General features: G+C 67.9%; 20 protein-coding genes. 11 read left to right on the forward strand and 9 right to left on the reverse strand.

All coding sequences use genetic code 11. The features are described from left to right. Positions 1-208 precede the first annotated feature (208 nt). Entirely contained in the window at positions 209-778 is a 570-nt protein-coding gene (locus ACJ7C5_RS19830) for a TlpA family protein disulfide reductase (protein WP_412704866.1), read from the reverse strand. Further along, positions 775-2,049: a YihY family inner membrane protein gene (locus ACJ7C5_RS19835; RefSeq protein WP_094000358.1), complete on the reverse strand. Its 1,275-nt coding sequence runs from the start codon at positions 2,047-2,049 to the stop codon at positions 775-777. Before ACJ7C5_RS19835 ends, ACJ7C5_RS19830 begins: the two co-directional genes overlap by 4 nt. 77 nt (positions 2,050-2,126) lie before the next feature. Here ACJ7C5_RS19835 and wrbA point away from each other — a divergent pair, with 77 nt between their 5' ends. From wrbA to ACJ7C5_RS19850, 3 genes are all read left to right on the forward strand, one after another. After that, on the forward strand, positions 2,127-2,720 hold the full coding sequence (wrbA, locus tag ACJ7C5_RS19840) for an NAD(P)H:quinone oxidoreductase (RefSeq protein WP_012510135.1): 594 nt from the start codon (positions 2,127-2,129) through the stop codon (positions 2,718-2,720). Then, positions 2,717-3,052, forward strand: coding sequence for a DUF2069 domain-containing protein (locus ACJ7C5_RS19845; RefSeq protein WP_094000359.1), 336 nt, complete (start codon positions 2,717-2,719; stop codon positions 3,050-3,052). Before wrbA ends, ACJ7C5_RS19845 begins: the two co-directional genes overlap by 4 nt. A 76-nt stretch (positions 3,053-3,128) precedes the next feature. Beyond that, positions 3,129-3,617: an asparaginase domain-containing protein gene (locus ACJ7C5_RS19850; RefSeq protein WP_412704867.1), complete on the forward strand. Its 489-nt coding sequence runs from the start codon at positions 3,129-3,131 to the stop codon at positions 3,615-3,617. Between the two features lie 121 nt (positions 3,618-3,738). Here the strand turns inward: ACJ7C5_RS19850 and ACJ7C5_RS19855 are convergent, their stop codons facing one another. From ACJ7C5_RS19855 to sufT, 3 genes are all read right to left on the reverse strand, one after another. Then, complete coding sequence (locus ACJ7C5_RS19855; RefSeq protein ID WP_094000360.1) at positions 3,739-5,481, reverse strand: S8 family peptidase; 1,743 nt, start codon at positions 5,479-5,481, stop codon at positions 3,739-3,741. A 450-nt stretch (positions 5,482-5,931) separates the two neighbouring features. Then, on the reverse strand, positions 5,932-7,026 hold the full coding sequence (locus tag ACJ7C5_RS19860) for a branched-chain amino acid aminotransferase (protein WP_049463521.1): 1,095 nt from the start codon (positions 7,024-7,026) through the stop codon (positions 5,932-5,934). 59 nt (positions 7,027-7,085) lie between these two features. Further along, positions 7,086-7,637 (reverse strand): putative Fe-S cluster assembly protein SufT, encoded by a 552-nt coding sequence (sufT, locus tag ACJ7C5_RS19865; RefSeq protein ID WP_005415385.1) that lies wholly within the window; start codon positions 7,635-7,637, stop codon positions 7,086-7,088. A 122-nt stretch (positions 7,638-7,759) separates the two neighbouring features. Here sufT and ACJ7C5_RS19870 point away from each other — a divergent pair, with 122 nt between their 5' ends. Further along, positions 7,760-8,179, forward strand: coding sequence for a hypothetical protein (locus ACJ7C5_RS19870; RefSeq protein WP_088024498.1), 420 nt, complete (start codon positions 7,760-7,762; stop codon positions 8,177-8,179). 55 nt (positions 8,180-8,234) lie between these two features. On the opposite strand, the gene ACJ7C5_RS19875 is transcribed toward ACJ7C5_RS19870, so the two are convergent. Continuing rightward, the gene (locus tag ACJ7C5_RS19875) at positions 8,235-9,695 is read right to left on the reverse strand and encodes an NAD(P)(+) transhydrogenase (Re/Si-specific) subunit beta (RefSeq protein ID WP_088024496.1); all 1,461 of its coding nucleotides are present in this window, start codon (positions 9,693-9,695) and stop codon (positions 8,235-8,237) included. Beyond that, the gene (locus tag ACJ7C5_RS19880) at positions 9,692-10,012 is read right to left on the reverse strand and encodes an NAD(P) transhydrogenase subunit alpha part 2 (RefSeq protein ID WP_005408173.1); all 321 of its coding nucleotides are present in this window, start codon (positions 10,010-10,012) and stop codon (positions 9,692-9,694) included. Before ACJ7C5_RS19880 ends, ACJ7C5_RS19875 begins: the two co-directional genes overlap by 4 nt. Positions 10,013-10,146: 134 nt before the next feature. On the opposite strand from ACJ7C5_RS19880, the gene ACJ7C5_RS19885 reads away from it, so the two are divergent. Genes ACJ7C5_RS19885 through ACJ7C5_RS19895 form a run of 3 tightly spaced genes read left to right on the forward strand, consistent with a single transcriptional unit; the run spans position 10,147 to position 11,483 of the window. Beyond that, complete coding sequence (locus tag ACJ7C5_RS19885; protein ID WP_412704868.1) at positions 10,147-10,695, forward strand: RNA polymerase sigma factor; 549 nt, start codon at positions 10,147-10,149, stop codon at positions 10,693-10,695. Further along, positions 10,692-11,018 (forward strand): hypothetical protein, encoded by a 327-nt coding sequence (locus tag ACJ7C5_RS19890; RefSeq protein ID WP_412704869.1) that lies wholly within the window; start codon positions 10,692-10,694, stop codon positions 11,016-11,018. The genes ACJ7C5_RS19885 and ACJ7C5_RS19890 overlap by 4 nt, the downstream gene beginning before the upstream one ends. 3 nt (positions 11,019-11,021) lie before the next feature. After that, a complete protein-coding gene (locus ACJ7C5_RS19895) occupies positions 11,022-11,483 on the forward strand; it encodes a DUF3106 domain-containing protein (protein ID WP_412704870.1) in 462 nt (153 codons plus the stop codon). 5 nt (positions 11,484-11,488) lie between these two features. Here ACJ7C5_RS19895 and ACJ7C5_RS19900 read toward each other — a convergent pair whose 3' ends face one another. Further along, a complete protein-coding gene (locus ACJ7C5_RS19900; RefSeq protein WP_412704871.1) occupies positions 11,489-12,568 on the reverse strand; it encodes an NAD(P) transhydrogenase subunit alpha in 1,080 nt (359 codons plus the stop codon). Positions 12,569-12,620: 52 nt separating this feature from the next. Then, positions 12,621-14,939, reverse strand: coding sequence for a DUF1631 domain-containing protein (locus ACJ7C5_RS19905; protein WP_412704872.1), 2,319 nt, complete (start codon positions 14,937-14,939; stop codon positions 12,621-12,623). A 334-nt stretch (positions 14,940-15,273) separates the two neighbouring features. On the opposite strand from ACJ7C5_RS19905, the gene ACJ7C5_RS19910 reads away from it, so the two are divergent. From ACJ7C5_RS19910 to ACJ7C5_RS19925, 4 genes are read left to right on the forward strand one after another with little or no spacing between them, the layout of a single operon-like run. After that, the gene (locus ACJ7C5_RS19910) at positions 15,274-15,855 is read left to right on the forward strand and encodes a nitroreductase family protein (RefSeq protein ID WP_088028247.1); all 582 of its coding nucleotides are present in this window, start codon (positions 15,274-15,276) and stop codon (positions 15,853-15,855) included. Beyond that, on the forward strand, positions 15,852-16,802 hold the full coding sequence (locus ACJ7C5_RS19915) for a 5'-3' exonuclease (RefSeq protein ID WP_032130090.1): 951 nt from the start codon (positions 15,852-15,854) through the stop codon (positions 16,800-16,802). Before ACJ7C5_RS19910 ends, ACJ7C5_RS19915 begins: the two co-directional genes overlap by 4 nt. Further along, on the forward strand, positions 16,799-17,353 hold the full coding sequence (locus tag ACJ7C5_RS19920) for an NUDIX hydrolase (protein ID WP_412704873.1): 555 nt from the start codon (positions 16,799-16,801) through the stop codon (positions 17,351-17,353). Before ACJ7C5_RS19915 ends, ACJ7C5_RS19920 begins: the two co-directional genes overlap by 4 nt. Further along, positions 17,346-18,143 carry an N-formylglutamate amidohydrolase gene (locus ACJ7C5_RS19925; protein WP_412704874.1) on the forward strand — a complete coding sequence of 266 codons (798 nt, stop codon included), beginning with the start codon at positions 17,346-17,348 and terminating at the stop codon, positions 18,141-18,143. Before ACJ7C5_RS19920 ends, ACJ7C5_RS19925 begins: the two co-directional genes overlap by 8 nt. Positions 18,144-18,210 lie beyond the last annotated feature (67 nt).

Below are 18,210 nucleotides of genomic sequence, written 5' to 3' on the forward strand. Positions count from 1 at the left end.
CAGATCGCGGAAATCTGTCGAAGGCGGGGTGGGTCCGGTTGCGGGGGCGTGAGCCGCATGGATGCGGCGACCGAGCTTACAGGGACGTACTTGCAGCGCCCCCCGCAACCGGACCCACCCCGCCATCCCTCAGCAGACCCGCCTTTGCTTCAGCTCTTGCCGTTGCTCTGGCCTCTGCGGGTGCAGGGCGCAGCCCTGCCGATAACCCCTACTTTGCGCTGGCGATCTGCTTTTCGATGTCGGCGGCGGTCACCGGGCCGAGGAAGGTGTGGGCCAGCTTGCCCTGCGGATCCAGCAGGTGCGTCAGCGGCAGACCACGCGGCGTGGCGAAGTCCGCCGGCGGATCGAACGGGTCCACGATCACGATCGGATAGGTCACCGGATGCTTGGTCAGGAACGACTGCATCTCCGGCACCTCGATGTCTTCATAGGCCAGGCCGACCACCTCGATGTTGCTGCGCATCGCATGCAGCGCCGACAGCTCCGGCATTTCCTTGCGGCACGGGGCACACCAGGTCGCCCAGAAATTCACGATCACCCACTTGCCGCGGTGCGCGGCCAGGTCGTAGTCGCTGCCATCAACGGCTTTCATCTTCAGCGTCGGGAACTCGGCAGTGGTGCGCTCAGCCGGGGTCTCGTCAACCGGCGCCGGAGCGGTCGGCGTCGGTGCCTGTGCCGGCGGCTGGCTGCTGGCCGGGGTCGGCTCCTGCGCCGGCTTGCAGGCCGACAGCGCCAACAGCAGGGCCAGCGGGAGCAGCAACGGGGTCTTGCGGGTCATGGCATGTCTCCGGAATCGGTGTAGATGTCGCTGACCTTGCGCTTGAGGCGTTCGCGCAGGGGCAGCCGCAGATCGTCCAGCGCCGCCAGTGCGGCGCGGCCCAGGCTGTCGTCGCGGTACGGCAGGTGCTGCTCGGCTACCGGGATGCGCAGCTGGGTGCACTCGTACAGATCGGCCAGGCTCACCTGGTTCAGGTCGCGCGACAGCAGCCACTCGCCGCGCTCGTCACGGCGCAGCAGGCCGATCTCCTGCAGGTTGCAGGCCAGGTCATGCAGCAGGGAGTCGGTCAGCATCGGCTCCAGCCGCAGGATTTCATCGTCGGCCAGGCCCCTGCCCTTGGCACGTGCGTGGTGGAAGCGGCCGAGCAGGCGCAGCAGGCCGTAGAACTCGTAGCCTTGCGGCAGGCGCAGTTCCACCGGCTGGTAGCGGAAGGCGGCCATCGACGAGGACAGCGACGCGCCCAGCAGCACCGCCACCCAGCACAGGTAGATCCACAGCAGCAGGATCGGCACGAAGGCGACCGTGCCATAGAGCTTCTGGTAGGACTGGAAGCTGCCCAGATAGGCGCCGATGCCCCACTTCACCAGTTCCAGGATCACTGCGGCCAGGATCGCGCCGGGCACTGCGTGCCGCCATTTCACCGTGTGATGTGGCACCACCCGGAACATCAGCGTGATGCAGACGAACTCGATCAGGATCGGCGCCACCCGCAGCGCAAGCTCGGCCAGCCAGCGGCCCTCCTGGGTGCCGAACAATGGCATCGCGAACACCCGTGCCGACACCGCCAGCGAAGCAGCGGCGAGCATCGCGCCCAGGGTCAGCACGGTCCAGTAGACCAGGAAGCGGGTCAGCTTGGGCCGGGTCGAGCCGACCCGCCAGATCTGGTTGAAGGTCTCTTCAACACTGTTGAGCGTGATCAGCAGCGAGACCACCAGCGCAATGAAGCCGGCGGCGGTGAGCTGGCCGGCACTGGCCGAGAACTGCCGCAGGTAGCCCTCCGCCGCGCGTGCGGCATTGGGCACGAAGTTGGAAAAGACATAATCGCTGAGCTGGTCGCTCCAGCGGTCGAAGACAGGGAAGGCCGAGAGCACGCCGAACACCACGATCGCCAGCGGCACCAGCGCGAACACCGTGGTGTAGGCCAGCGCCGCCGCTGCCTGGAACAGGCGGTCGTCGAGGAAGCGATGCCACAGGAAGCGGCCGAAGCTGATGGCGCGTGCGCGATCCCGCGCGCGCTCCATCCACAGGTTGAGCGTATCCAAAGGTTCCATCGGTGGAAGGGTACCCGATGCGGAATGCTGGCAGGATAGCCATACTGGCGACCACACGACGAGGAGAAACGGGCACGATGGGCGAGATTCTGGTGCTGTACTACAGCCGGGGCGGTTCAGTGGCACGGCTGGCGCGCCAGATCGCGCGGGGCATCGGCGAAGTGCCGGGCATGACCGCGCGCCTGCGCACGGTGCCGCCGGTGGCCGCCGTGACCCAGACCGCACAGCCGCCGGTGCCCGACGATGGCGCCCCCTACGTGAGCGTGCAGGACCTGGTCGAATGCCAGGGCCTGCTGCTCGGCAGCCCTACCCGCTTCGGCAACATGGCCGCGCCGGTCAAGCATTTCCTGGACGGGCTCGGCGCCGAATGGGTCAACGGCACCCTGTCCGGCAAGCCGGCCGGCGTGTTCACGTCCACCGCCTCGATGCATGGCGGCCAGGAATCGACCCTGCTGTCGATGCAGGTGCCACTGCTGCACCACGGCTGCGTGATCGTCGGCATCCCGTTCACCGAACCGGCGTTGAGCCACACCACCAGTGGCGGCACGCCCTATGGCGCCAGCCACGTGGCCGGCGCCGCCGATGACCCGCAGCCGACCGACGACGAGGCCGTGCTGGCCCGCGCGCTGGGCCGCCGTGTGGCCGACATCGCGCAGCGGTTGGCCCGATGAACCGCCCGCCGCGCACGGTCCTGCTGCTGGCCCTGATGGGACTGGCCGCGCTGTTCGCCGGCTGGTTCATCAATGACAAGCACTGGCTGGCCACCCAGCTGGTGTTTACCGCGCCGCCGCTGGCGCTGGCCTTTGCGCTGCGCCTGGGCTGGCGCAAGGCCGGCTTCTGGGCCTCGGTGCTGGCGCTGGGCTGGTTCAGCCATGGGGTGATGAGCGCCTGGAGCCACCCGGAAACACGCTGGCTGGCATTGATCGAGATCGCCCTGGCGCTGCTGGTGATCTTCAGTGCCAGCCTGCCCGGGCTGCGCGCCCGCTTCGGCAAGCGACGCTGACGCTGCGGCCGCCGGGCCGTATCATCTGTGTTCCTGGCCCCGCGCCGCTGTACCTGTCCTGGTTTCGCGCATGCACATGATGGAAGAGCTCCTGGTCGTCACCACCGGTGGCACGATCGACAAGATCTACTTCGACGACAAGTCGGACTACCAGATCGGCGACCCCCAGATCGGCATGATCCTGCGCGAGCTGGGCGTGACGTTCCGCTTCAACGTGATTCCGATCCTGCGCAAGGATTCGCTGCACATCAACGATGAGGACCGCGAGCTGATCCGCGCCACCATCGCCGCGCAGCCGACCCGGCACGTGCTGGTGACCCACGGCACCGATTCGATGGTGCAGACCGGCCAGGTGCTGGCGACGATTCCGGAAAAGACCATCGTGATGACCGGCGCTCTGAGCCCGGCACGCTTCCGCGGCTCGGATGCGGAGTTCAACATCGGCTGTGCGATCGGTGCGGTGCAGTCGCTGCCGAGCGGCGTGTACATCGCCATGAACGGCCGGATCTTCGACCCGCAGCACGTGCGCAAGAACGTGGCCGCGAACCGCTTCGAGTCGGTCTGAGGAACAGCGTGCCGACCAAGGTCGGCACCCACCATGGCGCGGCGGCACGTATACCACCGCCGGCCCCATGCAAAAACGCCCCGGCCGAAGCCGGGGCGTGCCCATGGAGAGGGACTTGGGCTCAGTACTGGGCGTTGAGAGTCACGCCCGAGAAGGTGCTGTATGCCTTCACCCGCACATACCAGGTGCCGGCAGCGGGACTGTTGATGGTGCAGGTCTCGCTGTTGCCGCTCAGGTACGGACGGCAGGTGTAGGCGGTATCGGTCGGGGCACTGCCCTGGCGCACGTACAGGTCGGCATCGCCGCTGCCGCCACTGATCGCCACGCGCAGCTGGGTGCTGCCGGCCGGAACGTTCACGGTGTAACTCAGCGAAGCGCCGCTGGCAGCGCCCAGGCCGGTCACCGGCACGTTGTTCTGCAGCACGTTGCCACCCGGGTTCGGATTGCCGCCACCGTTGATCGCTGCAGCCACAGCGGCATTGGCGTCGATGATGCCGGCGCCGCAACCGCCGGAGCAGGCACCCGGCAGCGGCCGTGCGGTGCTCTTGATGATGCTCTCGACCTGCGCCGGGCTCAGCGGGCTCGGGGCAACCGCCTGCATCAGCGCGACCACGCCGGCGACGTGCGGCGCCGCCATCGAAGTGCCGTTGTAGGACGCGTAGGTGGGGCTGGCCGGCACGGTGGTGCCGGTGTTGAGGGTGGAGAGAATGCTCTGGCCCGGAGCCGAGATGTCGATACCCGCGCCGTAGTTGGAGAAGCTGGCGCGCGCGCCGGCCGAAGTGGTTGCCGCCACCGCGATCACGTTCGGGCAGTTGGCCGGCACCGACGAGGACACGTTGGTGTTGCTGTTGCCGGCGGCGACCACCACGGTGGTGCCACGGCCGACAGCGCCGTTGATCGCATTCTGGTAGGTGGTCGAGCAACTGCCGCCACCACCCAGCGAAAGGTTGATGACCTCGGCCGGATTGGCATTGGCCGGCACGCCGCTGACGGTGCCACCGGAGGCCCACACGATCGCGTCGGCGATATCAGAGGTGTAACCGCCACACTTGCCGAGCACGCGCACCGGCACGACCTTGGCGTTGAATGCGGTACCGGCGACGCCGTTGGCGTTGTTGGTCACCGCCGCCACGGTACCGGCGACGTGGGTGCCATGCCAGCTGGAGTTGGAACCCGGATAGCCGGGCTGGCACTCGTTGTCGCCGTACCAGTCGCCTTCATCGTTCGGATTGTTGTCACGGCCACCGCCATCGCGCGCCATCGCGGCGTCGCTGATGAAGTCGTAGCCCGGCAGGATGTTGGCGTTGAGGTCGGGATGGTTGGTGATGCCGGTGTCGATCACGGCCACCACGACGCCGGTGCCGGTGGACTTGTCCCAGGCCGGCTGGATGTTGATGCCGGCGTTGGAGGTGCCAAAGCCCCACTGCTCGCTGAAACGGGTGTCGTTCGGCGTCAGCGTCGCGCGCATGATCTGGTCGACTTCGACGTATTCCACGTTCGGATCGGCGGCGAGCTTGCGCATCAGCAGCTCGGATTCGGCCTGGTCGAGCGGACGGTCGGTCTTGACCAGGGTCGGGCCCACGGCCAGCTTGCGGACCTGCTGCAGGCCCAGCGCACGGCCTTGGCTGCCGGCCACACCGGCGGCGGCGCTCTTCAGCGAAGAAGCCAATGCGGTGGTGTTGGCCACCGGGGCGCTGCCGTCGCGGTACTTCACGATGAAACGCTGGTGGGTCGGCGCGGACTGCAGGCCGCTGAGCTGGACATCACCGGCCAGCGCAGGCGTGGCCAGCAGCAGCGATGACAGAACGGACGCACCAAGGACCACCCACACTCGACGCACACGCGGTTGCGTTACCTGGGACATCGTATTTCCCTTTCTAGTGGTGTGAATGCCGGAATCGGCAGAAGCACCGGCCCGAACCATGGGCTGGCTTGCGATGGCGAGGTTCGAAGTCCGGCGAGTCAGCGGATCCCCCTATCGATCCGCCGTGCAGATGACGCTAATGACCAAAACCGGACACCACAAGATTTTCAGCGTCTTTTCAGCAAGATGAAATGTCTGATCTGAGACTTTCCGGGTCGAGGGTTTGTGAAGGTGAAGGAACTTTCTCGCGCCCTGCACGCACCTGACTGGGTCATCACGTGTCCTGCAATGACTTTGCCGACATCGGCGTCCGCTGATTCGGGGTCAGATCCCTTTTCCCACGGAAAAGGATCTGACCCCAGGCCCATAACGCAGAAAGCCCGTCACGGGGACGGGCTTTCAAGAGGAGCCGCCGGGCATGGCCCGGCGCTACCGGTTCAACGCGGGCGATCAGCCCAGCTTGACCAGCCAGTTGTGGCGGTCCGGCAGGCGGCCGTACTGGATGTCGGTCAGTTCCTTGCGCAGCGACATGGTCACTTCGCCGGCCGGTGCATTGATGTCGCCCACCGAGAAGCCTTCGCCCTTCAGCTGGCCGATCGGGGTGACCACTGCGGCGGTACCGCAGGCGAACACTTCGGTGATCTCGCCGGAGGCAACGCCGTCCTTCCACTCGTCAATGCTGACCTTGCGCTCTTCGACCTTCATGCCGCGATCGCGGGCCAGCTGCAGGATGCTCTCACGGGTGATGCCTTCGAGAATGCTGCCCGACAGCTGCGGAGTGACCAGCGTGCCGTCCTTGTAGACCAGGAACACGTTCATGCCGCCCAGTTCTTCCAGGTACTTGCCCTCAACCGGGTCGAGGAACAGCACCTGCGAGCAGCCCTGTGCCTGCGCCTTCTGCTGCGGCAGCAGCGACGCCGCGTAGTTGCCGCCGCACTTGGCGGCGCCGGTGCCGCCCTTGGCCGCACGTGCGTACTCGGTCGACAGCCAGATCGACACCGGGGCGACGCCCTTGGCGAAGTACGGGCCGGCCGGGCTGGCGATGACGTAGTAGCCGGCCTTGTGCGCGCCGCGCACGCCAAGGAAGGCTTCGTCGCCGATCATGAACGGACGGAAGTACAGGCTCGACTCATCGGCCGACGGCACCCAGGCGCTGTCGACGGCGATCAGCTGCTTCAGCGATTCGACGAAGATCTCCACCGGCAGTTCCGGCAGCGCCAGGCGCTGTGCCGAACGCTGCAGGCGACGGCCGTTGGCATCCGGGCGGAAGGTCCAGATCGAACCGTCGGCATGGCGGTAGGCCTTGATGCCTTCGAAGATTTCCTGGCCGTAATGCAGCACGGCTGCAGCCGGGTCCAGCTGCAGCGGGCCGTAGGCGCGCACGTTGGCGTTGTGCCAGCCGGTGTCCTTGTCCCAGCGCACTTCCACCATGTGGTCGGTGAAGTGCAGGCCGAAGCCCGGCTTCTCCAGGATCTGGGCGCGCTCTTCAGCGCTGCGCGGGTGGTCCGAACGGGTGACGGCGAAGCTGGGAATGGACTGGGACACCGGAGATTTCCTGTTCTGGTTGCGGGTAATGCCGGGCCCGCGTCACTGCGGGCCTTGGGTCAAAGCATGCCGGTCTCGAGCCGGGCCGCCTCGGACATCATGTGCTGGTTCCACGGCGGGTCGAACACCAGGTCGACGTCGGCCTCGGCCACCGTCGGGATCATTTCGAGCTTGCTGCGCACGTCGTCGACCAGGATCTCGCCCATGCCGCAGCCCGGTGCGGTCAGGGTCATCTTCACGTCGATCTCGCGCTTGCCTTCGTCCAGGTGCTTGATCTCGACTTCGTAGACCAGGCCCAGTTCGACGATGTTCACCGGAATTTCCGGATCGAAGCAGGTGCGCAGCTGCTGCCATACCAGCTGTTCCACCTGTTCATCGGTGGCGTCGGCCGGCAGCTCCAGCGGTGCCGGCGCCTCCTTGCCGATGGCGTCGCCGTCCTTGCCGGCGATGCGGAACAGGTTGCCCTCGACAAACACCGAGTAACTGCCGCCCAGTGCCTGGGTGATGTACCCATAGCTGCCGGCGGGCAGGGTCACGGTGTCGCCCTGCGGGACCATCACGGCCTCGCAATCGCGTTCGAAGTGGACAGGTTCGCTGCTACGGGAATACATGGGGACCGATATGGGGCCGTGGCCGCGGCCACGCAAGACGGCATTCTAGCCCAGCCGCCCTGCCGCCGCCGGTGCACTGCGGCAAACCACAGTATCCTGTGGGTGATCTTCAGGGAGCTTCGATGTCCTCCAATGCCGCGCGTGCCAGGACCGTGACCTGGCTCTGGCCCATCATGCTGTTGCTGGGCCTGCTTGTTGCTCCCCTCGCCTGGATGGTGCTGGCGCTGATGACCGGCCGGCAGGTCGGCTGGATGGCGGTACTGACCGCCCTGGAACTGGTGTTCATGCTGCGCATGGGTACGTTGGGCCCGGGCCGGCTGCGCATCGCTCTGGTCGTGCTGGGCACCCTGCTGGTGGCCGCCGTGGCCAACTGGACCATCGCCAGCGCCTGGATGGGCGGCTCGATCGGGCTGGACCTGTGGGACGCCACGATGCGGATGGGTCCGCACCTGGCCTGGACCCTGATCACCCTCGCCAATGGCGCGATGGAATGGCTGTGGCTGGCCCTGGGCTTGGCCGTGGGCGCCTGGCTGGCGCGCTGAGCCCTACATGGGGTCAGAGCCCTTTCCTGCGGAAAGGGATCCGACCCCGGTCTCCTCAGTGCCCGCCGTCGAGCGCCTTCAGTTCGCTCACCAGCGAGGCTGCCGCTTCCGCACCATCGCCGTACAGCATGCGGGTGTTGTCGGCATAGAACAGCGCATTCTCGATGCCGGCGAAGCCGGTGCCCTTGCCCCGCTTGATCACCACCACGTTGCGCGCATTGACCACATCCAGCACCGGCATGCCGTAGATCGGGCTGGCCGGGTCGGTGCGTGCCACCGGATTGACCACGTCGTTGGCACCGATCACCAGCACCACGTCGGTGTTGGCGAACTCCGGGTTGATGTCGTCCATGTCGGCGATCAGGTCGTAGGGCACACCCGCTTCGGCCAGCAGCACGTTCATGTGCCCGGGCATGCGCCCGGCCACCGGGTGAATGGCGAACTTCACCTTCACCCCGCGCTGGCCCAGCCGCTGCGCCAGCTCCCAGATCTTGTGCTGGGCCTGCGCCACCGCCATGCCGTAACCCGGCACGATCACCACGCGTTCGGCGTAGGCCATCATCGCCGCAACGTCCGACGCCTCAATCGGCTTCTGCGCACCAGTGATCGCCTGCGCTTCGCCGCCGGCACCGCCGCCGAAGTTGGAGAACAACACGTTGCGGATCGGCCGGTTCATCGCCTTGGCCATCAGCCGGGTCAGCAGGATGCCCGCCGCGCCGACCATCATGCCGGCGATGATCAATGCCTCGTTGCCCAGTACGTAGCCTTCGAACGACACCGCCAGGCCGGTGAACGCGTTGTACAGCGAGATCACCACCGGCATGTCGGCACCACCGATCGGCAACGTCATCAACACGCCCAGCGCCAGTGCCAGCACGAAGAAGGCGACGATCGCCCAGGTGTTGAGCGTGCTGGCCGCGATGATCGCCAGCACCACCACCGCCAGTGCGACCACCAGATTCATCACCTGCTGCCCGGGCCAGGTCACGCGCTTGTCGAGGCGACCGTCGAGCTTGGCCCAGGCGATCACCGAACCGGACAGCGACACCGCACCGATCGCCGCGCCGACCACCGCCAGCAACAGCACGGTGGCCGAGGGTTGGCGTGCAGCGAGGTCGGCCAGTGCCTGCGCGCTCCAGTGGCTGGTATCGCGGTTGGCAAGGAAGGCGTAACGCAACAGTTCCACCGCGCCGATGGCCGCCGCCGAGCCACCGCCCATGCCGTTGTACAGCGCCACCATCTGCGGCATGTCGGTGATGGCAACCTTGCCGGCCGACCACCAGGCCAGGCCCGCGCCCAGCAGCAGCGCCACCAGGATCAGCGGCACGTTGTGCAGTTCGGGCAGGAAGAAAGTCGCCACCGTGGCCAGCAGCATGCCCAGCCCGGCCCAGCGGATGCCGCTGCGCGCGGTCAGCGGCGAGGCCATGCGCTGCAGGCCCAGCAGGAACAGCGTAGCGGCAACGAGGTAGCTGGCCTTGACCAGCCAATCGAGCAGTTCGACGGTGCTGATGTTCAAGCCTGCGGCTCCTTCGGTTCGTCCTTGCCCCCCTTGGGCGCGCTCGGCTTGAACATTTCCAGCATGCGCGCGGTGACCACGTAGCCACCGGCGGCATTGCCGGCACCGAGCACCACGGCGAGGAAGCCCAGCGCCTTCTCCAGCGGTGTCTGCGCGTGCCCCAGCACCACCATCGCGCCGATCAGCACGATGCCGTGGATGAAGTTGGAGCCCGACATCAGCGGGGTATGCAGGATCACCGGCACCCGCGAAATGATCACGTGGCCGGCGATGGCTGCCAGCATGAAGATGTACAGCGCCACGAACCCGTCACTCACTGGCAACGCTCCTGCTCTGTCTTCGTCGTCCCATCATAACCATGGGCTGAACCCGGTGCGCGCCCGGCGTCAACCGAAGCCGCGCTCACGCGTTGTCGATGGTGACCCCGAGCGAGGAACCGTACCCTGTGCTGGTGAGCAGCCCCGTCCCCCCGAGCGCCGAGACCGATGCCCTGCCGGCATCGCTGGAAGTGTTCCTGGCCAGCGTTGGCCCGCGTGCGTTCCGCTTCGCCGAGGCCGGCCTGCGCCAGCGCGAAGACGCCATGGACGCGGTGCAGGATGCGCTGCTGCGCATGCTGGACTACGCCGACAAGCCAGCGGCCGAATGGGCGCCGCTGTTCTGGAGCATCCTGCGCCGGCGCGTGATCGACGTGCAGCGCCGGCGCCGCTTCCGCCTGCCGTTCTGGCGCGACAACCAGGACCCGGAAGGCGGCGAGATCGACTGGGCCGATCCCGGCCCGGACCCGGCACAGGCGCATGAACAGCGCCAGCAGTACCAACAGCTGGTGGACGCGTTGCGCCGCCTGCCCGCCCGCCAGCGCGAGGCCTTCACCCTGCGCGTGCTGCAGGACCTGGACGGGGCCACCACCGCCCGTGCCATGGGCTGCAGCGAAGGCGCGGTAAAAACCCATCTGGCACGCGCCCGCCAGGCGCTGCAGGATTATCTGGAGACCCACCCGTGAACCGCTCCCTGCCTTCCGATGACACCCTGCGCAGCCTGCACGCGCAGTCGCTGCACGCGCTGTCGCCGGCAACGTTGGCCCGGCTGCGCCAGGCCCGCCATGGCGCCGGCGCGGCCCATCGCGGGCGCTGGCGCTGGTGGCTGGCCAGCGCCTGTTCACTGGTGGTGGCACTGGGTATCAGCCTGCAGTTCACTGGCCATGGCACGCTGACGGGCCCTGCGCCGGCACCGGTGCTGGCCTCGGTGGAAGACAACAGCGCGCTCTACGACGAAAATCCCGATCTGTACCTGTGGCTGGGCGATACCGACCTGGCGATGGAGTGAATCATGTCCCGACTGCACACCCTGCCCCTGCTGATGACCCTGTTGCTGCTGCCGGCCCTCCCGGCGCTGGCGCAGAGCGCCGCGCCCGCCCCTGCCGCACGCCCCGCGCCGGCCGCACCGCTGCCGGCCTGGGAACAGCTGAGTGAAGCGCAGCGGGAATCCCTGCTGACGCCGCTGCGCGACCGCTGGAACAGCGCCGATGCCGGCCAGCGCCAGCGCATGCTCTCGCATGGCCAGCGCTGGCAGTCGATGAGCCCTGAGGAACGCGACAAGGCCCGACGTGGCCTGCGCCGCTTCGAGCACATGAGCCCGGAACAACGTGAGCAGGCACGTGCCCTGTTCGGTCAGATGCGGGATCTGCCGCCCGCGCAGCGCAACGCACTGCGCGAGCGCTGGTCGCAGATGACGCCGGAACAGCGCAAGGACTGGGTGCGCGAGAACCCGCCGCCGGCGAAGCCGCGGTAACGCGCTCAACGTCGGTAGCGCGTCTTCGCCAGCAACTCGTCTTCCCAGTCGAAACCGAGCTGCCCTTCGCGCACGAACAGCGCGACGAAGTTGAGCAGGTTGCGCGCATACATCTCGCTGGCCTGGGTCGCGCCGCGGCTGGCCAGACCCAGCGGGCCATCGATGGTCACGCCCTGATGCTCGATGCACTGCCCCGGCTGGGTCAGTGCGCAGTTGCCGCCGCTCTCCGCCGCCAGGTCCACGATCACGCTGCCGGTGGCCATGCCCTCCACCATCGCCGCAGTCACGATCGTCGGCGCCGGTCGCCCCGGTACCGCTGCAGTGCAGATCACCACGTCCACGCTGCGCAGGTGGTCGGCCAGGCGGCGCTGCTGCTCGGCGCGTTCCTCATCGGTCAACGCGCGCGCATAGCCGCCCTCGCCGGCCGCACTCACGCCAAGATCGAGGAAGCGCGCGCCCAGTGACTGGATCTGCTCGCGGGTTTCCGGGCGCACGTCGAAACCTTCCACCTGTGCGCCCAACCGGCGCGCGGTGGCAATGGCCTGCAGGCCGGCCACGCCGGCACCGATCACCAGTACCTTGGCCGGGCGCACGGTACCGGCCGCAGTGGTCAGCATCGGGAAGAAGCGTGGTGCGCGTTCGGCGGCGATCAGCGCGGCCTTGTAACCGGCCATGCCGGCCTGCGAACTGAGCACGTCCATCGCCTGCGCACGGGTGGTGCGCGGCAGCTGCTGCAGCGGGAACAGCTGCAGGCGGTCGTCGCTGGCCAACGCGGCCAGGGCCGGATCGCTGGCCGGGGTCAACAGGCCGACCACGCTGGCGGCGGGCTTGAGCTGCTCCAGCATCGCCACCGGCGGTGCCTGCACGCACAGCAGGATATCGATCTCGGCCCAGCGACCTTCATCGAAAACGCGTGCACCGGCGTCGTCATAGGCAGCATCGGTAAATCCCGCAGCCAGACCGGCGCCGGCCTCATACCAGACGGTGATGCCCAAGGCACCGAGCTTGCGCGCGGTCTCCGGCGTCAGTGCCACGCGCCGTTCGCCCGGCGCGGTCTCCTTGATCCCCAGCAACGCCACGGCCATGCAGGTCCCCGCTGATCGGTGAGTTTTCCCGATCCTAGCAGGCAGCCACGGCTCAGTGCAGTGTTGCGCTGCCCGGGTCCAGCCGATCGATCACGCCCTGCATGGCACTGTCGAAGGCACCGTCATCCACGTGGGCACGCAGGCGGCCCAGCCGCACCATCACCGCCAGTTCTTCCGGCGAGGCCACGCAGAAGCGCACGCCGCGGCGGTTGACGAACAGCAGGCGCGAGGAAATGGGGCTGACCCAGGACAGCTTGCCGGCCTGCACCTTGCCGTCCTTGTCGACGAAGTCCAGCCAGTTGCCGATTTCCATGCGGCGGAAGCGGTCGGCATCGGCGTTGTCGAAATCGTCGGCGTCGATCTGCCCGCCCAGCTCCACTGCCGGCGATTCGGCCACCGGCGGCGCCGGCAAGGCAACCTGTGGCAGCTCCGGCAGCGCGCGCTGCAGTTCCGGCCGCGATTCGGCAATACCCTGCAGGGTGTCATGCAAAGCGTCGATGGCGCCGGTGGCGGCATCGCCGTGCACGCCGACACTGGCAAATACCTTGGCCAGCACCGGCTGCCAGGCCTGCAGCCACGGCTTGCCGACGATCTGGCGGCGGGCCTCGGCCACTTCCTCCAGCAGGCCGTCAGCCAGGCTCAGGGCCTCGCCCACCGACGCGCCCTCCTCGCCCTCGCGCAGCAGCGCCAGGGTCAGGTGGTGCTGCCACGGCTGGCGCAGGAACTCGGCGATGGCCGGCGGCAGAGTGGCATCACCGATGCGGCGGTCCAGCTCGGCACCGGCACGGCTGCGGGCCATTTCCAGCTTTTCCTGGCCGCGCTGCGTTTCGGCGGCGCGACGCTCGGCGATTTCCACGCGGCGGCGATGCTGCACGAGGAACTCGCGGAATTCTTCTTCCAGGGTCAGGAAGATCGCCAGGTTCTCGTTGAACTCGGCCACCAGGCGTTCGATGATCTCCTCGACCTTGGCCATCAGCATGCGCTCGGCCTGGCTTTCGCCGGTATTGCCCTCGCAGGCTTCGGCCAGCGAGTTGAGCAGCTTGCGGGCCGGGTGGGTCTTCTGCACGAACATGCGGCGGTCGAGCATCGCGACCTTGACGAAGGGCACCACCAGGCGGCCGATCAGCTCGCGCGAGCGACCTTCCAACTCGCGTTCGTCCAGCATCACGTCGAACAGCATGCCGACCAGATCAATCGCGTCCTCGTCCTGCGGGTCCAGCCGGGTCTGGCCGGGATCAACGCCGAGGCGGGTGGCGCTGGACAGCACTTCGCTCTTCAGCCGCTGCGCCAGTGATTCGCCGTCCTCGCCGATCGCCGCACGCAGGGTCGCGCTGGGCGTGGCCTGCAGCAGCGACAGCACCGACATCATCTCGCGCTGGCTCAACGGGCGGTGCTGGCCGACCGCGACCTGCGCGGCCGAGGTGGCGTCCTCGCGAACGTGACGGGTCTGCTGCAGCAGCTCATGCAGGGCCTCCAGCAACATGCCCTGCTGGCCGGCATACGCCTCGCTGTTGCCAACTTCTTCGCCCGGCAGGTGCTGCTGCATGTGGCCACGGCGCTCGGACCAGCGCGCGGCGAAACGCTGCGCCCAGGCCGGCGCGGCCTGTTCATCATCGCTGAATTCGCTGTCGAAGCCCGCGCTCTGGCGCTGTTCCACCAGATCGTCCAGGCCCGAGGCCATGCGCGGGTCGGGCGCGGCCGATAGCGGACGCTGCGGCGCCCCCATCTGCGACATCACGCCAGCAGCGGCCAGCTGCTCGTCCAGCTTCTCGTAGATGCGGCCGACCGGCGCGCGCAGGTCGCGCTCGCACAGCTTGATCAGCACCAGGTGCACTTCCGGCGCCAGCTCACAGCCGGCAAAGGCCTCGTGGATGGCCACGCCCAGGTGTTCGGGGCTGACCGGGTTGTGGTCGGCATCCAGCTCGGCGCCGCCGATCAAGCGGCTGAGACGCCGGTCCAGCCGCGCCAGCACCGGCTTGAAGTCGCGCAGCAGCACGGTGGCGAAATTACGCACCGCCAGCCGCGACTCCAGTACATGTTCAGCCAGCAGGCTCAGGCCATCCTCGGCCGGCCCGGACAGGGTGGCTTCGGCCGACAGCGGCTCGCCACTGGCCAGCGCATCCCAGGCCCGCTGCAGGTGGCCGGCGAAGGCGGCGGCGATGTCCTCACGGCGGCGGCGCAGCTCGCGCATCGCATCCAGGAACAGCAGCTGCGACGAGCCGGCATTGCCGGCCCGGTCGAACAGTGCATCGTCGAAACGCGCCAGTGCGGCCCCGAACGCCTGGCACAGCGCCGGCAGGACCATGTCCCGGGCACGCTGAAGCTGGGCCGGGTCACGCCCCGGCGATCCCATCGGTGTGGGCGCGCTCATCATTCGGGAAGGCTCCCCACCTTCTCTGGTACGACAGACAGCATGGACATCGCGACGACCGGCACACCCCATGTACCGGTACGTCGATGGTAGGCCGGCCAGCCCGTCACGGACAGTGAAACAGTCCTCACTTCAAACCTCATGACCGGCGGCCCGGCAAGATAGATATCGTAAGCCGTGCGAGGCCCACGAGGCGAGAGGAAGCGGTCGTCCCTTTCCCGCCAGTGGCATGATGTTCATCACAGTTTGATATTCAGGGGCGGGACGCGACACAGACGGCGTCATTGACCACCCCGACTATAATCAAACACCCGTGATGACCGGTTCAGACTCCATGCCCGACCCCGCTGCCCTGCTTGCCCTGGATGCCCGCCGCTCGGTGCCCTCGCGGCAACTGGGCGAGCCCGGACCGGATCCGGCCACCCTGCAGCGCATGCTGGCCTCGGCCGTGCGCGTGCCCGACCACGGCAAGCGCGTACCGTTCCGCTTCCTGAAGATCGCCGGCGATGCACGTCACACTCTGGGCGACTTCCTGGCCGAGCGCAGCCGCCAGCGCGACCCGCATGCGGGCGAGGCGGTATTCGAAAAGGACCGCCAGCGTTTCAGCCATGCGCCGCTGGTGATCGTAGTGGTGGCCAGCCCGCGCCCGGACCCGAAGGTGCCCGAACAGGAACAGCTGATGACCGCCGGCTGCGTCTGCTTCGCCCTGCTGCAGGCCGCGCAGGCACTGGGCTTCGGTGCGCAGTGGCTGACCGCATGGATGGCCTTCGACCCGGTCGTGCAGGCACATCTGGGCCTGGCCGAAGGCGAAGGCATCGCCGGCTTCATCCACATCGGCACGCCCAAGGCCGATGTTCCCGAACGCGAGCGCCCCGACCCGGCCGCCCTGCTGCGCGACTGGACGCCACCGGCATGAGCCTGCCGGCACCACCGCCGTCGCTGTACCTGGTCGACGCCAGCATCTACGTGTTCCGCGCCTGGCACTCGCTGCCGGACCAGTTCCAGGACGCGCAGGGCTGGCCCACCAATGCCGTGCACGGCTTCGCCCGCTTCCTGCTGGACCTGCTCGAGCGCGAACGCCCGCGTCACATCGCCATCGCCTTTGACGAAGCGCTGGACAGCGGCTTCCGCCATCGCCTGTACCCGGCCTACAAGGCCAACCGCGACCCGGCACCGGAAGCGCTCAAGCGCCAGTTCGTACACTGCAAGGCGCTGTGCGCGGCATTGGGCCTTGCGGTGCTGGCCCACCACGAATACGAAGCCGATGACCTGATCGGCAGCGCACTGCATGTGCATCGTGGCAGCCACCGCGGCGTGATCATCTCCGCCGACAAGGACCTGTCGCAGCTGCTGCTCGACCATGACGAGCAGTGGGACTACGCGCGCAACCAGCGCTGGGACGTGGCCGGCGTCAAGGCGCGGCACGGCGTGCACGCGCACCAGATTGCCGATTACCTGGCACTGTGCGGCGATGCGGTGGACAACATTCCCGGTGTCAGCGGCGTCGGCAGCAAATCCGCTGCGGTGCTGCTGGCCCATTTCGGCAGCATGGACGCGCTGTACGAACGACTGGACGAAGTGCCGTTCCTGCGCCTGCGCGGCGCCGCACAGATGGCGGTGCGCCTGCGCGAACAGCGCGAGCACGCCCAGCTTTGGCGCCAGCTGACCACCATCGCGCTGGACGCGCCGCTGGAAGGCAGCCAACCCGGTCTGCTGCGCCAGGCGGCCGACCCGGAGCTGCTCGGTGGCCTGTGCCAGACCCTGCGCTTCGGCCCGATGACCCGCCGCCGGCTGTTCGACGCCGCCGGTGTGGCCGACCCCGTTCCCACTCCATCCTTTTCCAATTCCGGCGAGCCCGCATGAGCCAGCGCAACACCGAAGTCCCGCGTGTCGTCTATGAAGGCAAGTACCAGCGCATGCTGGTGCGCGGCACCTGGGAATACAGCGAACGTACCCACGCCGGTGGCCTGGCCGCGATCATCATCGCCGTCACCCCGGAGGACAAGGTGCTGTTCGTCGAGCAGTTCCGCGTGCCGCTGCAGGCACCCACCATCGAGATGCCGGCCGGCCTGGTCGGCGACATCGATGCCGGCGAATCGATCGAAGTCTCGGCCGTGCGCGAGCTGGAAGAAGAAACCGGCTGGACCGCCGACCACGCCGAAGTGCTGATGATCGGCCCGACGTCCTCCGGCGCCAGCAGCGAGAAGATCGCCTTCGTCCGTGCCACCGGCCTGCGCCGGATCGGCGAAGGTGGCGGCGATGACAGCGAGGACATCACCGTGCACGAGATCCCGCGTGCACAGGCGGCGGCGTGGCTGGTGCAGAAGATGGGCGAAGGCTACGAGCTGGACGCCAAGCTCTGGGCCGGCCTGTGGATGATCGAGCATCACCTGGACGGCCGCTCGCGTGGCTGACGCCGACCTGCACGCACTGCCGGCGCTGCTTGGCGCCGATGATCCGGCAATCTACGCGATCCACCGGGCTCAAGGCGCGTCGCCGTACCTGCTGCTGACCGATCACGCCGGCCAGCAGGTGCCGCGTGCACTGGACCGGCTTGGCCTGGCCCAGACCGAACTTGACCGCCACATCGGCTGGGACATCGGCATTGCCGGCACCACCCGCGCACTGGCCGGACGGCTGGATGCCTGGGCGATCGAGCAGACCTATTCGCGGCTGCTGATCGACTGCAACCGCCCGCTGGCCTCGCCGACGCTGATTCCGGAAGTGAGCGACCACACCGTGGTGCCGGGCAATGCCGGGCTGTCGGCGGCGCAGCGGCAGCAGCGCATTGATGCTATCCACGCGCCGTACCACGCACGCATCGACGCCGAACTGGACGCACGCCGCGATGCCGGTCGCCCCACCCTGCTGGTGATGATGCACAGCTTCACGCCAGCGATGAACGGCATGCAGCGGCCGTGGCATGCCGGCGTGCTGTACCACCAGGACACGCGCTTTGCCCATGCACTGCTGCAGGCGCTGCGCGACGAAGGCGACCTGGTGGTAGGTGACAACGAACCGTATTCGGTCAGCAGCACCAGCGACTACGCGGTGCCGGTGCATGGCGAAGGCCGCGGGCTGGTGCATGTGGAACTGGAGATCCGCCAGGACCTGATTGCCGATGCCGCCGGGCAGCTGGCGTGGGCGGATCGGCTGGCGCGGATCTTCAGCGCGTTGCAGCCGCAGTTGCTGGCCCTGGCATGATCCCATCCACGCATGGCGTGGATCTACTCGCGATACCCCAGTAGATCCACGCCATGCGTGGATGGTG

The organism is Nocardiopsis yanglingensis, assembly GCF_045809185.1.
GTDB lineage: Bacteria > Pseudomonadota > Gammaproteobacteria > Xanthomonadales > Xanthomonadaceae > Stenotrophomonas > Stenotrophomonas yanglingensis.